Source organism: Halorhodospira abdelmalekii (assembly GCF_016583625.1).
GTDB lineage: Bacteria > Pseudomonadota > Gammaproteobacteria > Nitrococcales > Halorhodospiraceae > Halorhodospira > Halorhodospira abdelmalekii.
The window spans coordinates 99,305-121,344 of record NZ_NRRN01000002.1 but is presented as its reverse complement, the minus strand read 5'-3'; the positions used below and the strand labels follow the sequence as shown (position 1 = coordinate 121,344).

General features: G+C 62.8%; 20 protein-coding genes. 12 read left to right on the top strand and 8 right to left on the bottom strand.

The features are described 5' to 3' along the window. Positions 1-336 precede the first annotated feature (336 nt). From CKO15_RS01105 to CKO15_RS01085, 5 genes are all read left to right on the top strand, one after another. Positions 337-1,611, top strand: a complete 1,275-nt coding sequence (locus CKO15_RS01105) for a UDP-N-acetylglucosamine 1-carboxyvinyltransferase (RefSeq protein WP_200191626.1) — start codon at positions 337-339, stop codon at positions 1,609-1,611. A gap of 87 nt (positions 1,612-1,698) precedes the next feature. Continuing rightward, a complete protein-coding gene (locus CKO15_RS01100; RefSeq protein WP_200191624.1) occupies positions 1,699-2,517 on the top strand; it encodes a sulfotransferase family 2 domain-containing protein in 819 nt (272 codons plus the stop codon). A gap of 44 nt (positions 2,518-2,561) precedes the next feature. After that, complete coding sequence (locus CKO15_RS01095) at positions 2,562-3,587, top strand: glycosyltransferase family A protein (RefSeq protein WP_200191622.1); 1,026 nt, start codon at positions 2,562-2,564, stop codon at positions 3,585-3,587. Continuing rightward, positions 3,580-4,464: a hypothetical protein gene (locus CKO15_RS01090; protein WP_200191620.1), complete on the top strand. Its 885-nt coding sequence runs from the start codon at positions 3,580-3,582 to the stop codon at positions 4,462-4,464. Before CKO15_RS01095 ends, CKO15_RS01090 begins: the two co-directional genes overlap by 8 nt. 223 nt (positions 4,465-4,687) lie before the next feature. After that, positions 4,688-6,040, top strand: a complete 1,353-nt coding sequence (locus tag CKO15_RS01085; RefSeq protein WP_200191618.1) for an O-antigen ligase family protein — start codon at positions 4,688-4,690, stop codon at positions 6,038-6,040. Positions 6,041-6,131: 91 nt separating this feature from the next. Here the strand turns inward: CKO15_RS01085 and CKO15_RS01080 are convergent, their stop codons facing one another. After that, positions 6,132-6,713 (bottom strand): hypothetical protein, encoded by a 582-nt coding sequence (locus CKO15_RS01080; RefSeq protein WP_200191616.1) that lies wholly within the window; start codon positions 6,711-6,713, stop codon positions 6,132-6,134. Between the two features lie 296 nt (positions 6,714-7,009). Next, on the bottom strand, positions 7,010-7,165 hold the full coding sequence (locus CKO15_RS01075) for a hypothetical protein (protein WP_200191615.1): 156 nt from the start codon (positions 7,163-7,165) through the stop codon (positions 7,010-7,012). Between the two features lie 32 nt (positions 7,166-7,197). Here CKO15_RS01075 and lhgO point away from each other — a divergent pair, with 32 nt between their 5' ends. Next, a complete protein-coding gene (gene lhgO, locus CKO15_RS01070; protein WP_200191613.1) occupies positions 7,198-8,436 on the top strand; it encodes an L-2-hydroxyglutarate oxidase in 1,239 nt (412 codons plus the stop codon). Between the two features lie 98 nt (positions 8,437-8,534). Here the strand turns inward: lhgO and CKO15_RS01065 are convergent, their stop codons facing one another. Next, positions 8,535-8,921 (bottom strand): cupin domain-containing protein, encoded by a 387-nt coding sequence (locus CKO15_RS01065; protein ID WP_200191611.1) that lies wholly within the window; start codon positions 8,919-8,921, stop codon positions 8,535-8,537. Between the two features lie 201 nt (positions 8,922-9,122). On the opposite strand from CKO15_RS01065, the gene aepY reads away from it, so the two are divergent. The 6 genes from aepY (at position 9,123) to CKO15_RS01035 (ending at position 16,293) form a co-directional block, all read left to right on the top strand. Next, positions 9,123-10,319 (top strand): phosphonopyruvate decarboxylase, encoded by a 1,197-nt coding sequence (aepY, locus tag CKO15_RS01060; RefSeq protein WP_200191609.1) that lies wholly within the window; start codon positions 9,123-9,125, stop codon positions 10,317-10,319. Further along, entirely contained in the window at positions 10,316-11,620 is a 1,305-nt protein-coding gene (locus CKO15_RS01055; protein ID WP_200191607.1) for an iron-containing alcohol dehydrogenase, read from the top strand. Before aepY ends, CKO15_RS01055 begins: the two co-directional genes overlap by 4 nt. After that, a complete protein-coding gene (locus CKO15_RS01050) occupies positions 11,617-12,918 on the top strand; it encodes a hypothetical protein (protein ID WP_200191605.1) in 1,302 nt (433 codons plus the stop codon). Before CKO15_RS01055 ends, CKO15_RS01050 begins: the two co-directional genes overlap by 4 nt. 168 nt (positions 12,919-13,086) lie before the next feature. Next, the gene (locus tag CKO15_RS01045; RefSeq protein WP_242464457.1) at positions 13,087-14,463 is read left to right on the top strand and encodes a LicD family protein; all 1,377 of its coding nucleotides are present in this window, start codon (positions 13,087-13,089) and stop codon (positions 14,461-14,463) included. A gap of 18 nt (positions 14,464-14,481) precedes the next feature. Beyond that, entirely contained in the window at positions 14,482-15,651 is a 1,170-nt protein-coding gene (locus CKO15_RS01040) for an aminotransferase class I/II-fold pyridoxal phosphate-dependent enzyme (protein WP_200191603.1), read from the top strand. A gap of 12 nt (positions 15,652-15,663) precedes the next feature. Next, positions 15,664-16,293: a sugar transferase gene (locus tag CKO15_RS01035; protein WP_200191601.1), complete on the top strand. Its 630-nt coding sequence runs from the start codon at positions 15,664-15,666 to the stop codon at positions 16,291-16,293. 14 nt (positions 16,294-16,307) lie between these two features. Here the strand turns inward: CKO15_RS01035 and CKO15_RS01030 are convergent, their stop codons facing one another. The 5 genes from CKO15_RS01030 to CKO15_RS01010 all read right to left on the bottom strand — a co-directional run bounded on the left by CKO15_RS01030 (position 16,308) and on the right by CKO15_RS01010 (position 22,012). After that, on the bottom strand, positions 16,308-18,308 hold the full coding sequence (locus CKO15_RS01030; protein WP_200191646.1) for a polysaccharide biosynthesis protein: 2,001 nt from the start codon (positions 18,306-18,308) through the stop codon (positions 16,308-16,310). A 269-nt stretch (positions 18,309-18,577) separates the two neighbouring features. Continuing rightward, positions 18,578-19,546, bottom strand: coding sequence for a hypothetical protein (locus CKO15_RS01025; protein WP_200191599.1), 969 nt, complete (start codon positions 19,544-19,546; stop codon positions 18,578-18,580). A gap of 7 nt (positions 19,547-19,553) precedes the next feature. Next, complete coding sequence (locus CKO15_RS01020) at positions 19,554-20,552, bottom strand: BUD32 family EKC/KEOPS complex subunit (protein ID WP_200191598.1); 999 nt, start codon at positions 20,550-20,552, stop codon at positions 19,554-19,556. Next, a complete protein-coding gene (locus CKO15_RS01015; protein ID WP_200191596.1) occupies positions 20,552-21,292 on the bottom strand; it encodes a hypothetical protein in 741 nt (246 codons plus the stop codon). The genes CKO15_RS01020 and CKO15_RS01015 overlap by 1 nt, the downstream gene beginning before the upstream one ends. A gap of 87 nt (positions 21,293-21,379) precedes the next feature. Next, entirely contained in the window at positions 21,380-22,012 is a 633-nt protein-coding gene (locus CKO15_RS01010) for a fused DSP-PTPase phosphatase/NAD kinase-like protein (protein WP_200191594.1), read from the bottom strand. Between the last annotated feature and the right edge of the window lie 28 nt (positions 22,013-22,040).

The following is a 22,040-nucleotide window of genomic DNA, read 5'->3' as shown; positions in this document are numbered from 1 at the left end:
CCGCCGCGCGCAGTTGCTACGACCTCTAGGCTGCCGCTCTCCGAACAGCTTAACAGGAACCCCGGATGGGCGCTGCCACATCACGTACCATCTGCCCCCCCCCAATCTGGGGCCTTCGTTTACGGCATACCTAACCGCCACTCACCGCGAAAGGCTGACTACCATCAGGCGGAGAGCTTTGGGAGCTTGCTATGCACTGTGATAACTTCGGGCAGGGTCGACGACCACAGGGCGATGGATGGGTCATTTTTAGTCGCTCGACGGACAACGAGCCACCTTCTCATCCACCTCCTCCTAAAGGGCAGCCCCAGCGCATGCCGTTAAAGAAACCAAACGATGAATAACCCCGAGCAAGTGTTAACCATCACCCCAGCCCGTTTATCCGGAGCCGTTCGCCTCTCTGGCGCCAAAAACGCCGCACTGCGCCACCTTGCTGCCAGTCTACTAACCGATCAACCGCTGGTGTTACACAACTACCCTGCCGGACTCCTGGATGCCCAGATCCATGTCGAGATGCTGGAAGAGCTGGGCAAACATACGGTTCTGCACGGCCATGACTGCATTGCGATTACTGAGGCGACCACACCCGGCTCGCGCCTGGACTGGAGCGGACGATCTATCCGCAACACCCTCCTGATCCTAGGTGCATTGGTAGCCCGCACCGGTGACGGAGCCGTCCCCCTACCCGGCGGCTGCAAACTGCACGAGCGCCGCTACGATCAGCACGTCATGCTGCTGGAGTGCTTGGGGGCTGAGGTCTGGGAGGAGCAAGGGATGCTCTGCGCATCGGCTCCTCGCGGTCTGACTGGTGCTGACATCCACCTGCGCATTCGCTCCACCGGCGCAACCGAAAATGCACTATTGGCGGGAAGTTTGGCGCGTGGGGTGACGCGCATCTGGAACCCGCACGTTCGACCGGAGATCCTCGATCTCATCGCCCTGCTGCGCAAGATGGGGGCGGAAATTCAGGTCTTCGGCCAGGAGCATATCGCGATCACCGGAAGCGAGGCCCTTTACGGGGCTGAGCACCCGGTCATTGCGGATAACATGGAGGCCATTACGTGGCTGGTCGGGGCAGCCATCACTGGTGGCGACATCGAGATAGAAGGCTTCCCGACCGAGGACCTGGACGTAGTCCTCGCCCACCTCAAGGCGGCCGGCGCGCGGCTCTATCACGGCGAAACAGCGGTCATTGTTCGCGGTGGGCCGTGCTACCCGCTGGAGATCAGTACCGGCCCCCATCCGGGCATCAACTCCGATGTGCAGCCGATTCTTGCCGCCTGGGCCGCCCACGCCCGTGGCGAGTCACGCATCGTCGATTTGCGCTTTCCTGGCCGCTACGCCTACGCCGAGGAGCTAGCACGGATGGGGCTGCAACACGAGATCAAGGGCGATATGCTCTGCATCCATGGGCAGGGTGGCGGACTGAATGGCGCCGAGGTGCGCGCGCTGGATCTGCGCGCCGGCGCTGCCCAGGTGCTATGCGGGCTGACTGCCGAGGGCGAGACGGTGATCCACGACGCCTGGCAAATCTTTCGCGGGTATGACCGTTTTCTGGAAAAACTTACGGCACTGGGCGCCTCTAGCCTGCTACAATCGCCCGGTGAGTAACGGCCTGTTCGCTCAACCGCCCAACTTCCATTCCGCACAGAGACAATAATCGACGAAGAGCACACACTTCCACCGACAGCAGAGACCATGCCAAATCCAGCTCCGCGTGCCCACAGACTGCTCCGCGTCACTCTGCCCAAGCTCGGCAAGGATGCCCGCTGTTCGCTGACGCCTTATTACCGCAGTCGGCCAGAGACTTGGCGCCGTCAACTCGGTTCGATTGATGCGCGGATCGCCGTCTCACTTCACTACAAGTACACCTACATCCGCATCCCGAAGGCCGCAAACAGTACCGTAGCCGCCACACTAGATCACCACTTTCCCGCACCGCCGATTCCGCGCATCAGCGGCAAAGAGCGCGGACGTGGCAAAAGGAGCTACGACCGGCTCTCCTCCCTCAGTAGAGCAGAGGCGGAGCAAGTGCTTGCTGAACACTTTACCTTCACGGTCGTCCGCAACCCCTACCACCGGGTGCTCTCCGCCTTTCTGCAAAAATTCATCGCCGAGGGCAGCAGCCGCGAGCGGTGGCTAAATCGCTTTGCTGCGGAGATTCGCACCTATGGTGGTGGTGAGCTCACCTTCCCGGCCTTTTGCCGCTGGCTGGATCGGGTGGGGCTGCGCCAAAATATCCACTGGCTGCCTCAGACCGCCATCCTCAGCGTTACCGGCCTGGAACGCCTGGACGATATGGGGCATGTCGAGACACTTGAGGAGGATTTGCGGCGCATCGTGGAACGCATCGGCGCCACCCCGGAAGGCTTGGAGGTCCAACGCTCCGGTCCGGCAGCGACCCGCGCCGGGCAGAAGGCGCAGCAGTACTATACCGATGAGTGCATGGCGATTGTGCGCCGCCTCTACGCCGACGATTTCCGCCACCTTGGCTATCGCGATGATACACTCGCCTAGCCAATCGGGCCGACCCAGCCCCCGTAACGAGCGCGACCGACCCGATGTTCACGGTCATTATCCCGGTTCATAACAAGCGCCCGCACCTCGTCCGTTGCCTTGAGTCGCTGCGGGCGCAGACCGAGGTACCGTGGGAGGCGATCGCCGTCGATGACGCCTCGGACGACGGCAGCATCGAGATTCTTCAAGATTACAGCAGACAGCTGCCGCTGCGCCTATTCAGCCGCTCAACCCCCGGCCCCGGAGGATACGCGGCTCGCAACCTTGCAATCGCTCACGCACGCGGAGAGTGGCTGACCTTTCTCGATGCAGACGACGCCTGGGAGCCTGGCTATCTGGCCGAGATTGCCCGGCTACAACACCTCTTTCCACAGGCCGCGGTACTCGGTACCGGCTACCGTCTCATCGACTCGGATCACGAACAGATCAACCGCTTTACCCGCAACGTCAGCCGACAAGAAGAGGCCCCCGCAGCCCGCTTAATCGACGTACCGACCTTCCTGGAGAGCTATATCTACGCTGGGGGCTGCTTTCAGACCTCAGCGACGGCCGTTCGCCGCGACATCCTTCTCCAAGCTGGAGGCTTCCCAGAGGGAAGGGCCAGACAAGGGGGCGATGTCGATACGTGGCTGCGCTGCATGTTGCTCGCCCGCTGCGGGGCGTGGTCGCCGTCGATCCGCGTTCGCTACCATCGCGATGCAACCAATCGGGTGACCGCTGACCCGGCCAATCTCCACGACCCTCACCCGGTCGCCGTCACCGTGACCCAGTGGCTCACCCGCCTGGAAGACTCCAGCGAACGCGATCTGCTGCGACGCTTTGGCGCGAAAAAGGGCCTCAAACGGATGCGCGATGCCGCACGAGCCGGCATCATGAACCGGCGCATCCTGAGCACTCTCACCCTGGCCGGTACTCGTGGTTGGCTGCAACTCGTGTTACTGCTCCCGACGTTCCTGTGGCACTCGGCTTTAGGAGCCAACCGGAGGGCCACCCAACACACCACAGCAACTGCGACCCCGAAGAGCAGCCCGAAAGAGCAATCCGAAGAAATGCCCCGACGAGATGACTAAGACGCCTCCCCACCCGTTGATGATCCATATCGGATTGCCCAAAGCCGCCTCAACCCACCTGCAGGCTAACGTCTTCCCTGCACTGCTCACCGATTGCGAGGCCAACGTGGGCAGTGGCTCCGCAACCAGCATCAGCAGTGAGGCCTATCACAAGCAAAAAGATGCGCTGGAGATTCTGGCGGCACTCGCGGCCAACCCGGACCAAGGAAGACAGCACCGCATTATCTCCAACGAAATGCTCTCTTCGGCCATCAGCCCTGATCGCCCTGGCGACGGCGTACAACCTTTCAATCGATTTCTCGAAATCGCAACTCGACTCTCCCCGCTGCCAAAAATTCTCTTCATTGTCCGCGAACACAAAGGCTGGCTGTGGTCGGCTTATATCCAGCGTTATAAGCGCGGCAAGACCCGCCTCTCCTTCGAGCAGTTCGTCACTCGCTTTGGCTTGGAAGATCTCAGCTGGGCAGACCGCATCGATCGCCTTCGTCAGCACTTTCCCGAGGTGCTGATCCTTGAGCAGTCGGCCTTCCGCCGCACCCCGGCAGAGACGCTGCAAGGCATCGCCGACTTTGCAGAGCTGCCACTGAACTCGACACAACTGGAAACGATGCTGACCACGAGCGGGCGCAGCAACACCAGCCCACAGACCCGGCTAGCACTTCGCACCCACCGCTTCTTGGCTGCCAATCGGCCACTGTGGCAGACAATCAAGATCTTCTCCCTGGGGCGTATTCAGCACCGCGAACAACTGACCGCACCGCTCAATCGCCTCGGCGGCGAACGACTCTCGCCTCCGGAACTGCCCCCCGCACTACAGAGCGCGCTGGCCGACGACTGGGCAGCCACTTGCGAGCGTTTGTCTGCCAACACTGGGTGAGCTGTTTCTCCCGCTGCCGTCGCGGCCATGTGCATCGCCTCCCCACCCCCTAAGCCGCAAGCGGCTATAGGCGGAGCACTGCGGCGCGATTGGGTAGGGCAACCTAGCACCAGTCGCTGAAGGGCCGTATACTTGCCGCCTCAATGCCCCAACCGAACCACTACCGGTAAGATATCTCATGGGCAACCACCCTGCAGCCCCCTCGACTACACATTTCCCGTCATTGCGCCTGCAAATCGCCGATCACCTCGGTTTGACTGCCCTGCTGCTCTTCGCCTTTACCGGTCTGTGGCTCAGCGCGTTCTACAAACTCAGCCTGCTATTGCTATTGATCGCCAGCCTGATAGCCATAGACGAACTCTGGCCCGATTTGCGCCGCAGCCTCATCTTCTGGGCCGCCATCGCCTTCATGGCCTACGCCGGGATCCGCTGGGGGGTTGGCAACTTCGAACAACTCTTCGCTGCCGACCCGGACTCCCCTCCACGAACTTCGCACTGGCTCCGCACCTCGCCGCTCTTTATGCTGCTCGCTGCGATCTGGGTCCGCGGTGATCCGCAGCGCCTCGGCTGGCTGCTTGCAGCCGCCCTCGCCGGTGCCCTCCTCTGGCTGCTGCTGCTGATCGATTGGGAGAGCCTGCGCGCCATGGTCAGCAGCGCCAACTGGAACATGGCACGCCACGGCATCCACGAGGGCAGCATCAACCGTACGCCGGCGCTGATGCTTCTCTTGGCGCTCGGACTGCTGACCGTTGCCCTGGGCTGGGCTCTGGAACTGCGCAACCGGCTGCTGCAGATCGGTCTCGGCCTCAGCGCCCTGCTCGTGGCCACAAGCTTGCTGGCACTGATCAGCATCATGGGCACGCGCGGTGTCTATGTCGCCGCCATGGCCACCTTGCCACTGGCGGTCGGTGGTCTACTGTGGATCTCCACCCGCCATATCGTTCCCAGTCGCGTTTTGCGGCTAAGCGGCTTGGCGGTTCTGGCCACCGCCGCGATGATCGCCTTCGCCGTAACACTCACCCTCTCCGACCGCGGCATGGAGCGAGCCCACTCGATCCTTGAGCACGGCGAATCTTTGATTGAGCAGCGTGAGGCGCTGCTGCAGGGACAGATCGGTGAGTTGGACGACCGCGGAGAGCCGCGCTACCGCATCACCGCTCACGCCTTGGCAAAGATCGGGGAACGCCCCCTATGGGGGTGGGGGGCCGGCTTCGGCGATGAACTCCTCCGAGACATCGGCCGCCGCGGCTATGGCGATTTCCATAATTGGTACATCGAGAGCGTGGTCGCCTTCGGTCTAGTCGGCGCCCTGCTCTACTGGAGCGGCCTGTTGACCGTGCTTTGGAACGGCGTACAAGGCTGGCGGCGGTGGTGCTGGCAACCGCAGCACGGCGCCACCTTCATGCCCTACGTCGGCCTCTTTACCCTCTGCCTAGTGGTTGGCTTCGGCCTCACGCAACTCTTCTCGACCTGGATCACCTCGTCACAAGGCCGCTTTGTGGTGCTATTCACGGGGACGTTGCTGCTGGTACCCTACGTGCGTTCGTGGCTGCAACCATGCGATAGAGAGCCTTGAGAAACCTCCGTTGCAGCTTACAAGTCCAACGCACTGGCGGGCTACGCGCCGGGTTTTTCGAGGCGGCGCCCGATGGAGAGAGCAAACCAGTTCAAACCCCGCGAATAACCTCACCCATTTGCTCTAACTCGCACATTATGGCAGTGCGTGGGTCACCCTCCCAACGCTCCAAACAGGCCTTAAACCACACCGAGTGGACCAGATCGACGGTGATTGGCACCCACCGCAACCCCAATAACCGGGTGATTGCCAACCGATGTGTACCCTCGCGGCATTTGATCAGCTGGCCGTAGCGATCAATGCGCACCGTGATTTCATGCTTCATCGGCCCGCCTATCTCGGCTTGCGACTGATACCCCTCGCTGCGGATACGCTCGATTAGCGTTAATAGACTGCGAAAGTAGTCATCGATCTCCGCTCGTGTATAGAGCCGCGGCGAAGCGGTGCGACCGTTGCGGGCGAGCTCTTCGAGCATTGCGTGATAGTGTGAATTCTCCGTAATCGGCCGCCCCTCTAGCAATTCGCGCATTTGCTGCTCACGCGGCAGGGGTCGATCGACCCCACCTAAATCCCACCCTCCACCGCAGACCCACCACGGCCACCGCTTCAAATACCACGGCCACTGCTTCGCGCTCTTGCGGTAACGAATAGAAAAGGGATCGACGCTCAACAAGACCGCGCCACGCCTTCGCATCAAGCGCCAGCGGACGAGCGCATCGCGACGGGGACGGCGACCGGGACCGGGACCAGGACCAGGACCAGGACCAGGACCAGGACCAGGACCAGCGCGGGGAGCACTGTGCTCGCTCGAAGTCAAACCCCTATGAGTGGTCTCGGCCTCAACGTGCGCATCGAACTGCTTGTGGCTGTCGGATTTCACAGGTGTCTCATTCCCTATCGCATGGCACAGGCAACGCCAGAGGGGCTCTCAAAAGGCCGCTGGGTCTGCCATCAGGGTCAATCGCTTGGTCAGCCGAAAGCGGGCTCAACTCCTGTGCCTGACCGGCGAATCGACAGACGAATCGGTGCAGCCAGCAGTTCGGATGATCGTATCGCCTGCTCACCCCCCAGCCCTGCCTTGCCAAAGACTGCGGAATCGACCAGCATGGCAGACTCTACCGGCATCAAGACTTCCAATCAGGCCCCAGAATAGATTCATGGTAAACCACAGCGACTACCTCATCATCGGCGCCGGCATCGTCGGCTTGACCCTCGCACGCGAGCTCTTACAGCGCGACCCGGGTGCACAGCTGACGGTGATCGACAAGGAGCCTGCTGCGGGCCGGCACGCCAGCACCCGCAACAGCGGGGTTCTGCACAGCGGCATCTACTATACGGCCGACAGCTTCAAAGCGCGCTTTACCCGCGACGGCAATCAGGCGTGGCAAGCCTACTGCGAGGAGCGAGGGCTGGCACTGGAGCGCTGCGGCAAGCTCGTGGTCACGCGCAACGAGCAGGAAGAGGAGTCGCTGCAGGTACTTGAGCAGCGTGCAGCGGCCAACGGGGTCACCGTGGAACGTCTTAATGCACAACAGGCCCGCGCGCTTGAGCCTCGCGCGCGCACTTGCGACCAGGCGCTCTTTATCCCCTCTACGGCGACGATCGACCCACAGGAGCTGATCAACACCCTAGAAGAGGAGCTGCGCGCCGCCGGTACCCGCCTGCTCTACGGCCACCCTTACCGACAGCGGCTTACGCGGCAGTCCGGCGCCCAGACCATTGAGGCCGGCACCACTCGCCTGAGTGCCGGAAAGATCATTAACTGCGCCGGGCTCTACGCCGACCGCATCGCCCACGACTTCGGCTTCGGAATGCCGTACAGCGTACTCCCGTTCAAAGGGCTCTATCTCTACGCCAGCGCTAACGCCCCTGCTCCGCGCGCGCACATCTACCCGGTACCAGACTTAGCCACCCCCTTCCTCGGCGTCCACGTGACACGCACTATCGACGGCCGCGCCAAGATCGGCCCGACCGCCACCCCCGCGCTCTGGCGTGAGCACTACGGCGGACTCCGCGGCTTTCGTTTCGATGAGTTGCGCGAAGTCCTCGGGCACGAACTCTACATGCTCGCCACCAACCGCAATCAGTCGCGCACGCTCGCCCGCCAAGAGTTAAAAAAGCGGCGCCGAGAGGAGATGATCAGTGCTGCAGCACAGCTCATCGACGACGCCGCGTCGCTCGGCTTCCATCACTGGGGCGCCCCCGGCATCCGTGCCCAGCTGATCGATCGGCGCAGCCGCTCGCTGGTGATGGACTTCGTCGTCGAGGGGGACGCCCACAGCTTGCATATCCTCAACGCCGTCTCGCCGGCCCTGACCTGTGCCCTCCCCTTCGCCCGCTACCTAGCGACCGAACACCTCGGCCTGTCGGAGCCGCGGCCTATCGAAGCCCGCTGAGCAGCGCGTACAAGCCAGTATAAAGGGGCTTTAGAGGAGGCCTCCCAGCAGGTGTTGTCGTCGCAGGTTGCGGGCGGAGAGAGCTTTAAGGGGCACGTTTAGTGATCGTGCTCAGCCGCGTCGGCCTCCGCCTTAGAGGCGTGCACCGTCCCAGGGGCGTGCTCCGGCGGGCAGTAAGTGGTGTAGAGCTTGAGCATGCCGGAGCCGGTATTGATGAAGTTATGGTGGACCCCCGAGGGCACGATGCTCATATCGCCCTCCTGAACGGAGTACGCCTCACCGCCGATCTCCGCCCGCCCCGATCCGGCAACGAAGAACAGCAGCTGGTCGTGGCCCTCGTGGGTCTCCGCGCCGATATCCGCCCCCTCCGGGATCGCCATCAAGACGACCTGGGTCTCCTGCCCGGTCCACACCACCCGGCGAAACTGCTCGTTCTTGCGCGCCATCTCGGCAATCGGCAGCGTCAGCTTGTTCTCTTCGCTCATTGATACCCTCCTAATCCACTGAAGTAATAGAACTGTATGTACAGCGTCCGCACCGCCCCGGGGCGGTCACCTACGGGTCGCATTGTACCCGCCTACAAGCGCCCGGGCACAACAGGATGCATCTAATCGGCTGGAGCGGATAGAATCTCGGCTGGGACGAACGGATAGAATCTAGCCACCGCCGCTGTTGGAGACTTGCAAATGGATGCTTTGTCGCCCACCGCCAACAGGGATCGGGGTCGATCGGCCGTGATCTCTCCTCAGGCGTTTCACGCGGCCCTGGCCGCTGCCGGGGTCGATTTTTTCACCGGCGTGCCCGACTCACTCCTGAAGAGCTTCAACGCCTACACGGAGGCCACACTCCCTGCCGAGCGTCACATCACTGCGGCCAACGAGGGGACGGCGGTGGGGCTGGCCGCGGGCTTTCATCTGGCAAGCGGCGGTGTCCCGCTGGTCTACCTGCAAAACTCCGGCATCGGCAACGCCGTCAACCCGCTGCTATCACTGGCCGACCCGGAGGTCTACGGCATCCCGTTGGTACTGCTGATCGGCTGGCGCGGCGAACCGGGCGTTCGCGACGAGCCGCAGCACGTCAAACAGGGGCGCATCTCGCCGGATCTGCTTCAGGCAATGGAGATCCCGCACCGCGTGCTCGACGGCGACCCGGCGGCAGCCACTGCAAATGCCCACTGGGCGGTCGCTACCGCACGCCAGCGCAGCGGCCCGGTGGCACTGTTGGTGCGCAAGGGCGCCTTCGGGCCGGCTGAACAGCATCGCGCTGAAGTACCAACACCGAGCGCACTGATCCGCGAGACCGCCATCGCTCAGATCGCCGCCGCGCTCCCAGAGCGTGCCACCGTAGTCGCGACCACCGGTCATATCGCCCGCGAGCTCTACGAGGAGCGTGGCCGCACCGGGCAATCGCGCGCGGCCGACTTCTTAACGGTCGGCTCGATGGGCCACGCCTCGCAGATCGCACTCGGGATTGCCCTAGCCCGCCCGACCGAACCGGTGGTCTGCTTAGACGGCGATGGCGCTGCGATCATGCACATGGGCGGACTGGCAACGATTGGTGCGACCGTAGCCCCACGCAACTACCTGCACGTGGTGCTCAATAACGGTGTCCACGACTCCGTCGGTGCCCAGCCCACGGCCGGCTTCGATATCGATCTGCCCACGATCGCTCGGGCCTGCGGCTACCGCGCCGTGCGTGGGCCGCTGACCGAGGCGGCAGCCATCCCCGCAGCCGTCAGCGAATTGCTCGCCACCACCGGGCCGGCCTTTTTAGAGCTCCACGTCCGCCCAGGCGCCCGCGCCGATCTGGGCCGACCGGTCGAGACCCCGGCGGAGAATAAGCGGCTCTTCACCGAGCGGCTGCAGCAGCGGAGCGAATCGTGACCCTTCGGGACGAGACGAGCCAAGGCCCGGCCGACACACGGCACCAAAGCCGGAACCAAGACCAGGACCAGAGCCGGAGCCGGAGCCAGAAACAGGAACAGGAACAGGAACAGGACGGCGACCAACCCCCGTGCTGGAGCCACCACAACCCGGTCCGCATCCGCTTTGGCCGCGGCGTGCGCGGCAAGCTCAGTGCTGAACTGGCCGATCGGCGCTGCCTGATCGTAACCACCGCCCGTGGGCGACAGCAGCTTGAGAGCGACCCGGCACTGCGCGCACTCAGCAGATCCCCCGCCGTGCGCTGGGTCGATACCGTGCAGCCCAACCCTGAGCGCACCGCCTTGCAGGCGGCAATCGAGACGCTACGACACGAAACCTTCGAGGCCGTGATCGCCTTCGGCGGCGGCAGCGCCCTGGATAGCGCCAAGGTTCTTAACGTCGCGCTCGCCGACGGCGCTGTGACCCATAACCTGAGCGAGCTTCTCGCCGATCCGCGCTGCCATCGCGACGCCCGACCGCGGCCCCTCTACGCCATCCCCACAACCGCCGGCACTGGCAGCGAGGTCACCCCCTTCGCCACGGTCTGGGATCGTGCCGACGGCCAGAAGCATTCGCTCGCTGGCGCCGCCGTCTACCCCTACGCGGCCGTGATCGACCCGGCACTCACGGACGGCCTACCGCGCGAGATCACCCGCGCAACGGGGCTCGATGCCATCAACCAAGCGGCCGAATCGGTGTGGAACCGCAACGCCACTCCTATCACGCTGCAGCTTGCCGCGCGCGCCCTGCGCCTCGGGTTTGAGACCCTGCCAGAGCTCGTCGCCAGCGACCTCGGCACTCAGCAAGACCCACACCGCTGCGTGCACCTGCGCGATCGCCTCGCCGAGGCCAGCCTATTGGCCGGACTCTGCATCAGCCAGACCCGCACCGCCCTGTGCCACTCCATCTCCTACCCCATCACTGCGCACTTTGGCGTCCCTCACGGACTGGCCTGTGCATTCACTGCACCGGCCGTGCTGCGGTACAACGCGACAGTTGATGATGGGCGGCTTCGGCAAGTCGCTTGCGATCTCTTCGGTCGCCGCACCACCGCGGGGGAGTTCGTCGAGAGCTTCACTCGCTTGCACCAATCCTTGGATGTCGGCCCTTTGACTCGACAGGCCATTCCCAGCGAGCAGGCACTGCTAGACCTGATCCCGCAGATGTACACCCCCGGACGCGCGGATAACAACCTCCGCGAAGTCGACGCTGACGCGCTCGAGCAGATCTTACGGCAAGCCTGGAGCGACGCAGCGGGATGATCGACAGGGTATCGGGCAAAAGCTATCGCCTACTGCACTACCTCAATCGCCCGCACAGTATCATCGAGCGCGCTGCACTGGCGCTGATCGGCTTTACCGGCTGCTTGGCCATCACCGCTAGCCCCACCCTGGCCCGTCAACTTGCAGGCGAATTCTGGCAAGACGACTTCAAAGAGAGCCTGCGCCGTGCTCACTGGTACGCAACCCGCGGCTGGCCGCGCATCGGGCGCGTCGACAGCGACCCCTTTTTCTGTGTCAGTGACGGCCTCTCGCTTACAGAAAGCAAAGCGCTGCTCCGCTGGGTCGACCAACGCGCCCGTCGCTCGCGCAGGCTGCCCGAGACCGAGGCACGGTGTGCGCGCCTCTGCACACTCGCACAGTGTGTGCACCGGGCCACTCTGGCCGGTCATGTTGACTGTGCACAAGAGCGGCTGGTCGAGTTTTGGGACGATACGGACGACTTGCTAGCACGATTAAGCGCTTGGCGCGAGCGTCTTGGGGAACGCTGCGGGCCGCCCGGTTCACGGCCACCTGGCCCACCTCGCACAGGCGACTTTGCACGCGACGATGCCGAGGCTGCTCTTCACGACGTCGCGCACCTGCTACCGTTGGAGCGGTGGCGCTGGATGGCGCTTACCGGCACCTTTTTAGGCCTCTACCGGGAGGGCGATTTCCTCCCCCACGATTTCGACATCGATCTGGGCCTGCTGGCTTGTGAAGTCGATCTCGCGGCGTTGCGCCAGAGGCTCGAGCGCTCGCCACGTTTCGTCTCCGTGCGCAGCGATGAGCAGTACCGACTCCACAGAACCTCGGCGGGGCTCGGTATCGAGCGCCTGCCCGTGCTCATTAAGGCCGTCCACCGCACCGGTATCGCCGTCGATTTCTCTCTCTTGCACCAAGAAGAGGGAGTCTGGTGGCACGGCTCCACACTGCATCGCTGGGAGCACGCGCCCATGGAACGAATCGAGTACGAGCTACGCGGGGTGAAGATCCTCGGACCTCGCGCTGGCGATCGCTACCTAAGCGAGGCGTACGGTGACTGGCGCACACCGCGCCACTCGTTTAACTGCACCAGCGACAGCCACAATCTAGTGGTGGTGCGCAATCTACTGAGCGTCTCTCTCTCTCTCAAACGCCTAGCCTGGCACCTGTCACAAGACGACGCTGAGGGGTATGATGCACTCTTAGAACAGCTGCTTCGGCAAGGACTCCTATACAGCACTTACGGTGCTTACAGCACTTATAAAGCTCAGCAAAACGCTCCTATTCAGGTGAATCGAAACTGGCTCGACGATTGAGTCTTCGATCCACTCGGCCCGTTCAACCCAATTGACCCAATTGAGCCAATTGATCCACTCGATCCACATGACCCACTCGCCCAGGAACGGTTCAGCGTCTTGCTTGCCTCAAGCCTCTCACATCTGAAAAGCCTTGCGCGACTCTACCTAACCTTTAACAGCCTGGCCGTGCTGCTGCCCTTCCTGCTCGGGCGCACCGGTGATCGACTCGGGCTCCCCCGGGTAGCCGCCCTCGGCTACCGCACCGCCCACCGTCTAACCGCGCATCGGGCCCACTCGGGCTCAAGAAGCGTCTTCAAATACAAAGCGCTGGTTGAATTCTACGCTACCCGCTTAGAGTGGCGCCTGAACGGCAGCGCGCGCCCCTCTCCCGACCCCCTCTTTCTCTGCACGATCCACCCCATTGGCAAGAGCCCCCGATCCGATCACGGCACGACGCTTCACCCAACGACCCCCAGCTCCAGCATCAAACCGGCGGGACGTTTTGACGCCGACTTTACCCACTTAGGGCTTCGGTTAGAGGGGTTTGTCGGTCGGCGCACGACCGCAGCGCGCCACCTCGAGTTGTGGCTCGACGAAGAGCGCATTAGAACACTCCCTCTGCATCGCCGTAGACTGCTGCCGCCCTTCTTTTACTACCATCTCAGCCGCGAGGTTTTAGCATCTCTACCCTATTCCGCCCGCCTGTCGGTGCGCACTGCAGAGGGGCAGACCTTAGGCTTCGAGCAGACCACAGCGGCCGAAATCACGATTCCGCATGGGGACGGCTCGCTCTTTGAACACCTGCGGGCCGGTGGCAGCATCGATAAAAAGGGATTCTTAGCGCCCACCCCGACCATGGCCGACCGCCGTCAAACGCGCTGCCTTGCGACCTACGCTCAAGCGCGGCACTACTTCATGCAGAGGCTCAACACGCCCCTGCTGCTGATGTACGGCACCCTCCTCGGCCAAGTCCGCGAAGGCGACTTCATCCCCGGCGACGACGACTTCGATGTCGGCTACCTATCGCAGCAGCGCAGCGCCGCCGCCGTGAAACAGGAGACGATGCAGATAGTGGTCGAGTTGGTGCTCGCTGGCTTCACTTGCAGCTTCAACCGCAACGGCCGTCTCTTTCGTCTGCGCTGTCAAGAGGATCCGCCCGATGTGCAACTTGATGTGCATCCAATCTGGTACGCAGAGGGCGCGCTCTGGACCCCTCCGCAAACCTCTCTGCCGCTGACACCAGACGATTGCCTGCCGACACAAACTGTGCGGCTGCGCGGAGAGCCGGTTGAGATCCCCCGCCACCCCGAGAAGATTCTGACCGGCTGCTACGGCGAGGGGTGGCGTGTACCCGATCCGAGCTACTCCGCTGCCTCCCATACAGTATCGAGGCGTATCCGGCGAAAAATCGATGCGACCTGCATCACGCCAGCGGACTATAAAAGGATGCAAGCGCTGATTGACTCGCAGCGCGAGGCGCACCCCCAGACGGGACGACTGATCGCAGTCGGGCTCCATCCGCTCTATCCTTTGTCAACCTACGAGGCCCACTGTGAGTGGTAAACATCCAAGGAGTAAGACGTGAGCCGCAGTGACTTTCTGCCTTTCGCCCGCCCCGATATCGGTGAGGCTGAGATCACCGAAGTGGTCGCCGCTCTGCGTTCGGGGTGGGTCACGAGCGGACCCCGAACCCGGGCCTTTGAGGCGCGCTTTGCTGCCTACCTGGCTGGTCGCGGCAGAACACCGCACTGCGTCGCCGTCAACTCGGCAACTGCCGGGATGCACCTGGCACTAGAGGCGCTTGGCATCGGACCCGGCGATGAGGTCATCGTCCCCGACTACACCTTCACCGCTACCGCCGAGGTGGTGCGCTATCTAGGCGCCACACCACGCTTGGTCGATGTCGATGAGCGGACCTTCAACATCGACCCAGTGGCAGTCGCCGCCGCCATTACGCCCCGCACTCGCGCGATCATGCCGGTCCACTTCGCCGGTTTAGCCTGCGATATGTCGGCCTTGCAACGGCTAGCGGAGCGCCACGCCGTCGCCCTGATTGAGGATGCCGCCCACGCCCTGCCAAGCACTTGGCGAGGCCAGTTGATCGGCACCCTGCCGAGCGCCGCCACCATCTTTAGCTTTTACGCCAATAAGACCATCACCACTGGCGAGGGCGGCATGTTGGTGACGTTCGATGAGGCGTTGGCCAACCGGGCCCGCACGATGCGTCTGCACGGGATCAGCCACGATAGCTTCGAGCGCCACCGCACCCCGTCCGCCGACTGGTACTACGAAGTCATCGCCCCCGGCTTTAAGTACAACATGAGCGATATCGCCGCCGCCCTCGGGCTTCAGCAATTGGCCCGCTTGCCTGCGTTGCACGCTCGCCGGCAAGCCCTCGCGGCGCGTTACGCAGACGGCCTAGCGGGACTGCCGCTGATCCTGCCGCCAACCGCTCCGGTGGGGGAGATGCAGGCGTGGCACCTCTATCCGATCCGGCTAGCACCAGAGGCCGAAATCAACCGAGACGATTTTATTGCCGCGATGGCTGCACGCGGCATCGGCTGCTCGGTACACTTTATTCCGCTGCACCGGCACCCCTACTGGCGTGACTACTGCGGCGTAACGGCGGCCGATTTCCCCATTGCCGAACGGCTCTTTGAGCAGGAGGTCACCCTGCCACTCTATACCGCGATGAGCGATGCCGACGCCGCCCGCGTGATTGCGGCGGTCCGACAGATTGTGAGTCGATAAGGGTCTGCGCATATGGCGAGACGCGAATCACTCACACTCAAGCGCCTCTTTGACCTAGTCACCGCGAGCATCGGACTCTGCCTGCTCGCCCCACTGCTTATCGGCATCGCACTCTGGATCAAACTCGACTCGCCCGGACCGGTCTTTTTTCGACAACTCCGCATCGGACAGTACGGCAGGCCTTTTCATATCTTTAAGTTCCGTACCATGCGCACCGGCAGCGAAGCGGTCGGGCGGCTGACGATCGGAGAGGATCGCCGCATCACCCGTGCTGGGCATCTCCTGCGCCGCTATAAACTCGATGAGTTGCCGCAATTGATCGATGTCGTACGCGGGCGCATGAGCCTGGTCGGCCCACGCCCCGAAGTGCCGGAGTATGTCGCCCACTACCCAGCCGCATTGCACGACCTGGTGCTCTCCGTTCGCCCGGGGATAACCGATTACGCCTCACTGGAGATGCTCGATGAAAGCAAAATTCTGGCTCGGCATGAGGATCCGCACCGGGCGTATATCGAAGAGATCCTGCCGCACAAACTCAACCGCTACGCTGAGTACGTCAGGCGACAGTCGGTGCGCGAAGACATCCGCATCATCGGGCGCACGCTATACCGAATCCTCCGGCAAGCCGTCCCTGCCGACTAGCACCGTTCCTTACGTTACGCGCGCACGTCCCGGTAGCGTTCGGCATAATCCGTCGAGAAGTCGATCCCCACGCAGAAGCGCTCCGCGGCCGTCTCGTTCTCCGTAGCGGCGAACTCCGCTGCCACCTCGGCAACCCTCTCCGCCGGCGTCTCCGAGCCTGTATGCTGCACCCAATCCCAGACCAGCAAGCCCTCGACCGGCCTGATGACCTCGTAGCCTTCCACCGCTGCCGCTAGCGCACTCCGCACTCGCCGACCATCGAACCGATCACAGGCATCGCGCAGCGTCTGCAGCAGTTCACAGAGCGCGGACCACGGCAAATAAGCCTCTTGAGCACGCATGATCATCGGGTGTTCGGTCCCCATCACCTTGCGCCCAAGCAGCAACTCCTCGTACAGCTTCTCACCGGGGCGCAGCCCGATGAACCGGATCTCGATATCGCCCTGCGGATTCTCCTGCGTCCGCTCTTCAAAGCCGGAGAGGCGAATCAAACGCTTGGCAAGATCAAGCACCCGGACCGGCTCCCCCATATCGAGCACAAAGACCTCTCCGCCCTCGGCCATCGAGCCGGCCTGGATGACCAGCGAGGCCGCCTCCGAAATGGTCATGAAGTAGCGAGTCACTTCAGGGTGGGTCACGGTCACCGGCCCCCCCTGCTTAATCTGCTCGCGAAACAGCGGCACGACCGACCCCGAGGAGTCCAGGACGTTACCAAAGCGCACCATAGAGAAGCGGGTTCTGATATCGGGCTGACGGGCCAAAGCCTGCAAAATGAGTTCAGCCAGACGCTTCGTCGCCCCCATGACGTTCGAGGGGCGCACAGCCTTATCGGTACTGATCAGGACAAAGTGTCTAACTCCCACCTGTGCCGCAGCACTCGCTAGATTCAGCGTGCCGAAGACGTTGTTACGCACGCCCTCGACCGAATTGCCCTCCACCATCGGAACGTGCTTATAGGCTGCAGCGTGGTAAACCGTATCGACGCCAAAACCGCGCATAAGCGCTTCCATACGGACCCCATCGGCGACGTCACCGAGGACCGCCTGCAGCTCAACCCAGTCGGAGAAACCAGCAATTTGTGAACGCAACTCGCGCTCAATATTGTAGAGGGCGTACTCCGAGCGCTCCAGCAAAACCAGGCGTTGCGGCCGTAGACGCAAGATCTGCCGACACAACTCAGAGCCTATTGAACCACCGGCCCCTGTAACCATTACCGCCTTGCCCGTGATGCAGGTTGCTAAGAGATCGACTCGCGGAACCACCGAGTCACGGCCAAGCAGATCCTCAATCTCAACCTCGCGCACCTGATCGAGGCGCGCCCGCTTGGAGAGCAGATCGTTTGGGTTCGGGACCGTGAGGATGTGGGCACGCAACGGCTCAAGACGGCCGACGATCTCGCGCCGGCGCGCCCGTGACAGCCGCGGCATAGCAAGCAGGACGTGCATCACTTTGTGACGCTTGATGAGGCCGGGGAGCTGCTGCGGCGACTCGACCGGCAACCCCGAGATCACCGTTCCCTGCTTGGCCGGATTGTCATCGACGAAGGCAACCGGCTGATACTCTAATCCGCTATCTAGGCTAGAGGCCAATTGAATTCCGTCCGGGCCGGCCCCGTAAATCGCCACCGGTTTTTTGTCTTCCTTGCGCTTGGCAACGGATTGAAACCAGGCGCGCACAATGAAGCGCGAGCCTCCAACCATGAGCAATGCCACTAGCCAAAAGATCAGGAACGTCGCGTGAGGCACACCATCGAGCCGCCCCAGGGTGGCAACGACCGCAAAGAGCAAGGCCGCGACCGTCACCCCCTTAAGGACTGCCATGACCGCTTCTGGCCCCATGTAGCGCACCACCACGCGATACAATCCAAACACGGCGAAGATCGGCAGGGCACAGAGCGGGATCACCACGAAGAGCCAAGCGTAGGCGGGCAGCACCTCGGGGGTGGGCGTGCTCAAGCTGAGCGCAAACGCGGCCCACAAAGCAACGGGGAGCATGAGCGCATCGGCCCCCAACATGATCCACCGCTTAACGGGTCGCTTTAGGTCAAACAAGCGCTCGTGGATATACACGACCTCTCCCAGGATGACTTGTAACCGACCAGTTTCGCGCTGGACCGATGCCGCCCTATGCTAGGGGGAGCGTCTACAAAAGGCAAGGCAGCCCTCACCCGTCTCGCTGGCCCATCGACCTATCGCTGATCGCCCCCTTTCCATTGCACCCACCACTGCACCCATCACCTCCATCTAACTGTTCAATCGCACCGACCTTATCGAGCCCGTTGAGCTCACTCGAGGTAGCCGTAGGTCGCCAAACTCTCAGCGAGAGCAGGATCGACCTCTGCCAATTGCTGATTTGCAGGCCGGTAGACTGAACGAATCCGCTCGCCGAGCTCGGCGGTGAGGGTGACTTCGGTGCGCTCAGCATCGAGGCCTAAGCGACGGCGCAGAGCTGCCGGGCGCACTACGCCGCCGCGGCGGCGACGCAGCTGCCAGCTGTTCGGACGCCCTCCAGTTCGCTGCCGTCCACGTCTTCCCGGCTCGACACGGGTGCTGAGCCCGGCAAAGTCCTCGCCGATAAAGCTGCAAAGCGCTCTGAGAAAGCACTCCGGCTCCTGCTGCAACCGCTCGAAAGGCATCACCAGCAAGTCTTGCGCTGGCAACACTTGCCGCAGGCCCTCAACCGTCTGGGCATAGTCGAGAAAGGCTCCCTGGGTTGCGTAGTCACGATCGAGAATTCGCCCTAGCTGCGCCTCGAAGTCGCGCTGTCCGGCATGGCCGATCCGATCGCTCCGCTCAGCGTAGAACGACGGCAGATACGTCTCTTGACGACGAATCAAAAAGAGCACGGCGAGGCGTTCGATGCCGATCCGCTCGGCAGCCTCGCGAAGCTGCGCCAGGCTCTCGAACAAGGTCGAAGGGTGACGGAAGGGCTTTCCCCGCTCACCAAAAAACCGCCACGGTGCGCTCATGCGCTCATGCGAGACCAGCCCCGGTCGCTCATCGACAGCAGCGGCAACAAAAGCTCGTGCTGCCGCCTCGGCTCGCTGCTGCCACTGCGCCGGCGGCAGACCGAGAACCTGATACGCCGGTCGCTGGCGCAGCCAACCGTCGCGCAGCCCCGGCACCGGCTCGCGGCCCCGCCCTAGATAGTGCACCTGTGCAAGCTGCGGGAAGACGTAGCGCTGCAGCCAGGTGCTTGCGGTCTTGTTAAAACCGATATGCAGAATCAATTCTTTGGGGACGATACTCGACATGCAGATCCTACTCGCGGTGTTGGGCGCGATCGACCGGCAGACCGTGACGCGTCTTCCCTAGAAGCGGCCGCAGCCGACGTCGATTGAAACGCACCAGATGGTGCCGAACACACCGCAGCGGCCAGTAGAGCCACCACAGCAGCAACCGCTCGGCAGCGCTCAGCTCTTCGCCACGCTCACGCACGTAGGCCGCCCAAACCCGGGCAAAATCGCCTGGTGCGAGACGCAACTTGAGCAGTAAGCGGGCAGCGTTAAAAGGCGTAGGTTCACCCTCGGCCAACGCCTCCAAATCGACAATAGTCAACCCTTCGTTGTCGTCCGACCCCGCCTCCGCCCACTGACTCCGCACTGCCGAGGCCTCGGTCACCATCAAGAGATTACCCAGTCGGCAATCCTTCAGATGGAGTCCGCTGCGATGCAAGCGCGCCTGAAAACGGCCGATGCGCCCTGCAAGCTCCCCAGCGTGCAGATCTTCGGCCATCACCGCCTCATCGAGAGGGTGCGCATCGATGTAGCGACAGACCAGACACGCCGTAACCACCTCGTTCGCCTGATCGTTTCCTTGATCGCCCGCCCGTGCGTTCCCCCGGTAACGATCAACCGCCGCCAACGGCTCGGCGACGGCACCGGGCAGTGCACGATGAAGGCGTCGCCCGGTCAGCCACGCTGCCACCGCCGAGCGTCGTTTGGTCTTGCCCGGGTTCGTGTACTTAAGGACCACCGGACCGAATTCAGCGGTCTCAAGCCGGTAGACCGTATGCCGACGTCGGTCATGCAGCAGTTCGCCGCGGTGCGGCAACGCCGCCTCCCATTGCACCAACAACTCCGCAAAAGCTGTCGGCGTCAAATGTTGTGCATCGGTCACCCAAAGCGCCCGCTCGTCATCGCCTTCATCGCCGTCATCGAATCGGTAGGCGATGCACGAATCCTCCGCCACCGCTGCATACACGCGTTCGGTCAGTGACGATGGCAGGCGCATCGGCTCCAGCGGCGTCGGCGTTGACATTAGAAGCGATAGCCCATCCACTCGATCTCACGGGCGCACTCGCGGGCGACGATCTCGCGGCAGGCGTCGTCATAGTATTCACGATAATCGACCTTGGCTCCGCTGCCCTTGGTGTGGATATCGGCCATGATGGCGCCGATATCCTCCGGATAGCCGATCTGCTCACTGACGGCAGTCAGCTCCTCGCGCAAGTTCTCATAGCGCACGATACGATCAACGAGCGGACGTGCGCCGTCGCTATAGAGACGAAAATTGCTCTTGCGCGCCATAATCCCAGAGTCGAGGAAGGCACGGAAAGAGTCCGGGGCCTTCTTTTGCCGGTGGCGGTATCGGTAACGGGAGACTGCAAGAGCGTAGGGATTGCGCTCAATGGTAAACGTAAAGTAGTTCCGCCACCGCTGCGCCCCAAGTTGCTGACGCAGCCGCTGCGCACTCATATGCTGATGGCAGTAGGCCGGCAGGCCATCGCGCACGACTTGCCGCCAGTATCGTCCCTGCTCCCACTGCGCATCACTGGCATAGCCACGTAGCCGTCGGACGATGCGATCGGGGCGCGCATTGACCGCTAGACGGTCGTTCTGCGGCCCAGGAAAGCCGAGTCGTGCGCGCATCCGCTCGGCGACCGGGGTAATGACATCGTCAGGCCCAAGGTGCTTAGCAAGGGCCAGTTCCAACGAGCTACCCGCCGTTTTGCGCGTTTTAACGAAGACGAATTGGTAACGGTGGGAGACGATGGTCACGGGCGCCTGCGCAGATCAAGTAAAGCCGATGATGGCCTCTATTGTACTCGAGAACACCGATCTTCCACAGCCGCGGACGCAAGCTCGCTATGGCAGCTGTGCTATGGCTTCTGCACTCACCGCTGCGGGGGCAGCTGCAGGAGTGGCGACCCTTGAGTCTTTTCGCGGGGCGTAGTTGAGCAGAAAGGTCCCTTTACGACGCGGGCTAGCGAAGCTGCGGACGCCTCCGCAACGGCGCGCGTAGCGTCGGGCCGCTTCGTTACTATAGCCAAGGTGCTCCATCAGATAGATGGCGGTTAAGACACCGGTGCGGCCAACGCCGTGCTTGCAGTGAAGCGCTACCGGCTGGCGATGCGGGTCAGCCACAATCGTCAAGAACTGATCGATCACTTCTGGCTCGGGGATTTGCCGACACGGCAGGTGGTAATGATCTATGCCGGCTGCCTGCAGCGCCGTGCGCTCGCGCTCCACGAGGCGCGGATCGTTGCGCAAATCGATAACCGTACGAATGCCCAACTCCTGGCTGGCCCTCACCATGCGCTGCGGCGGCATCTGCCGGTGTCGATAGAAGACCCCAGGGATCACGGGCCAGATCCGGTGGCGGCGCACAGCGCGCAAGGCAGCGGCATGGAGCACGTGCGCAACGCCGCGTACGATATCGTGCAGCGCTTGAGCGTTAGCGTTGCTCTGGACGAGGAAGCTAGGGAAGCTAGAGGCCATACAGATCTCCTACGAGCGGGGGCGACGC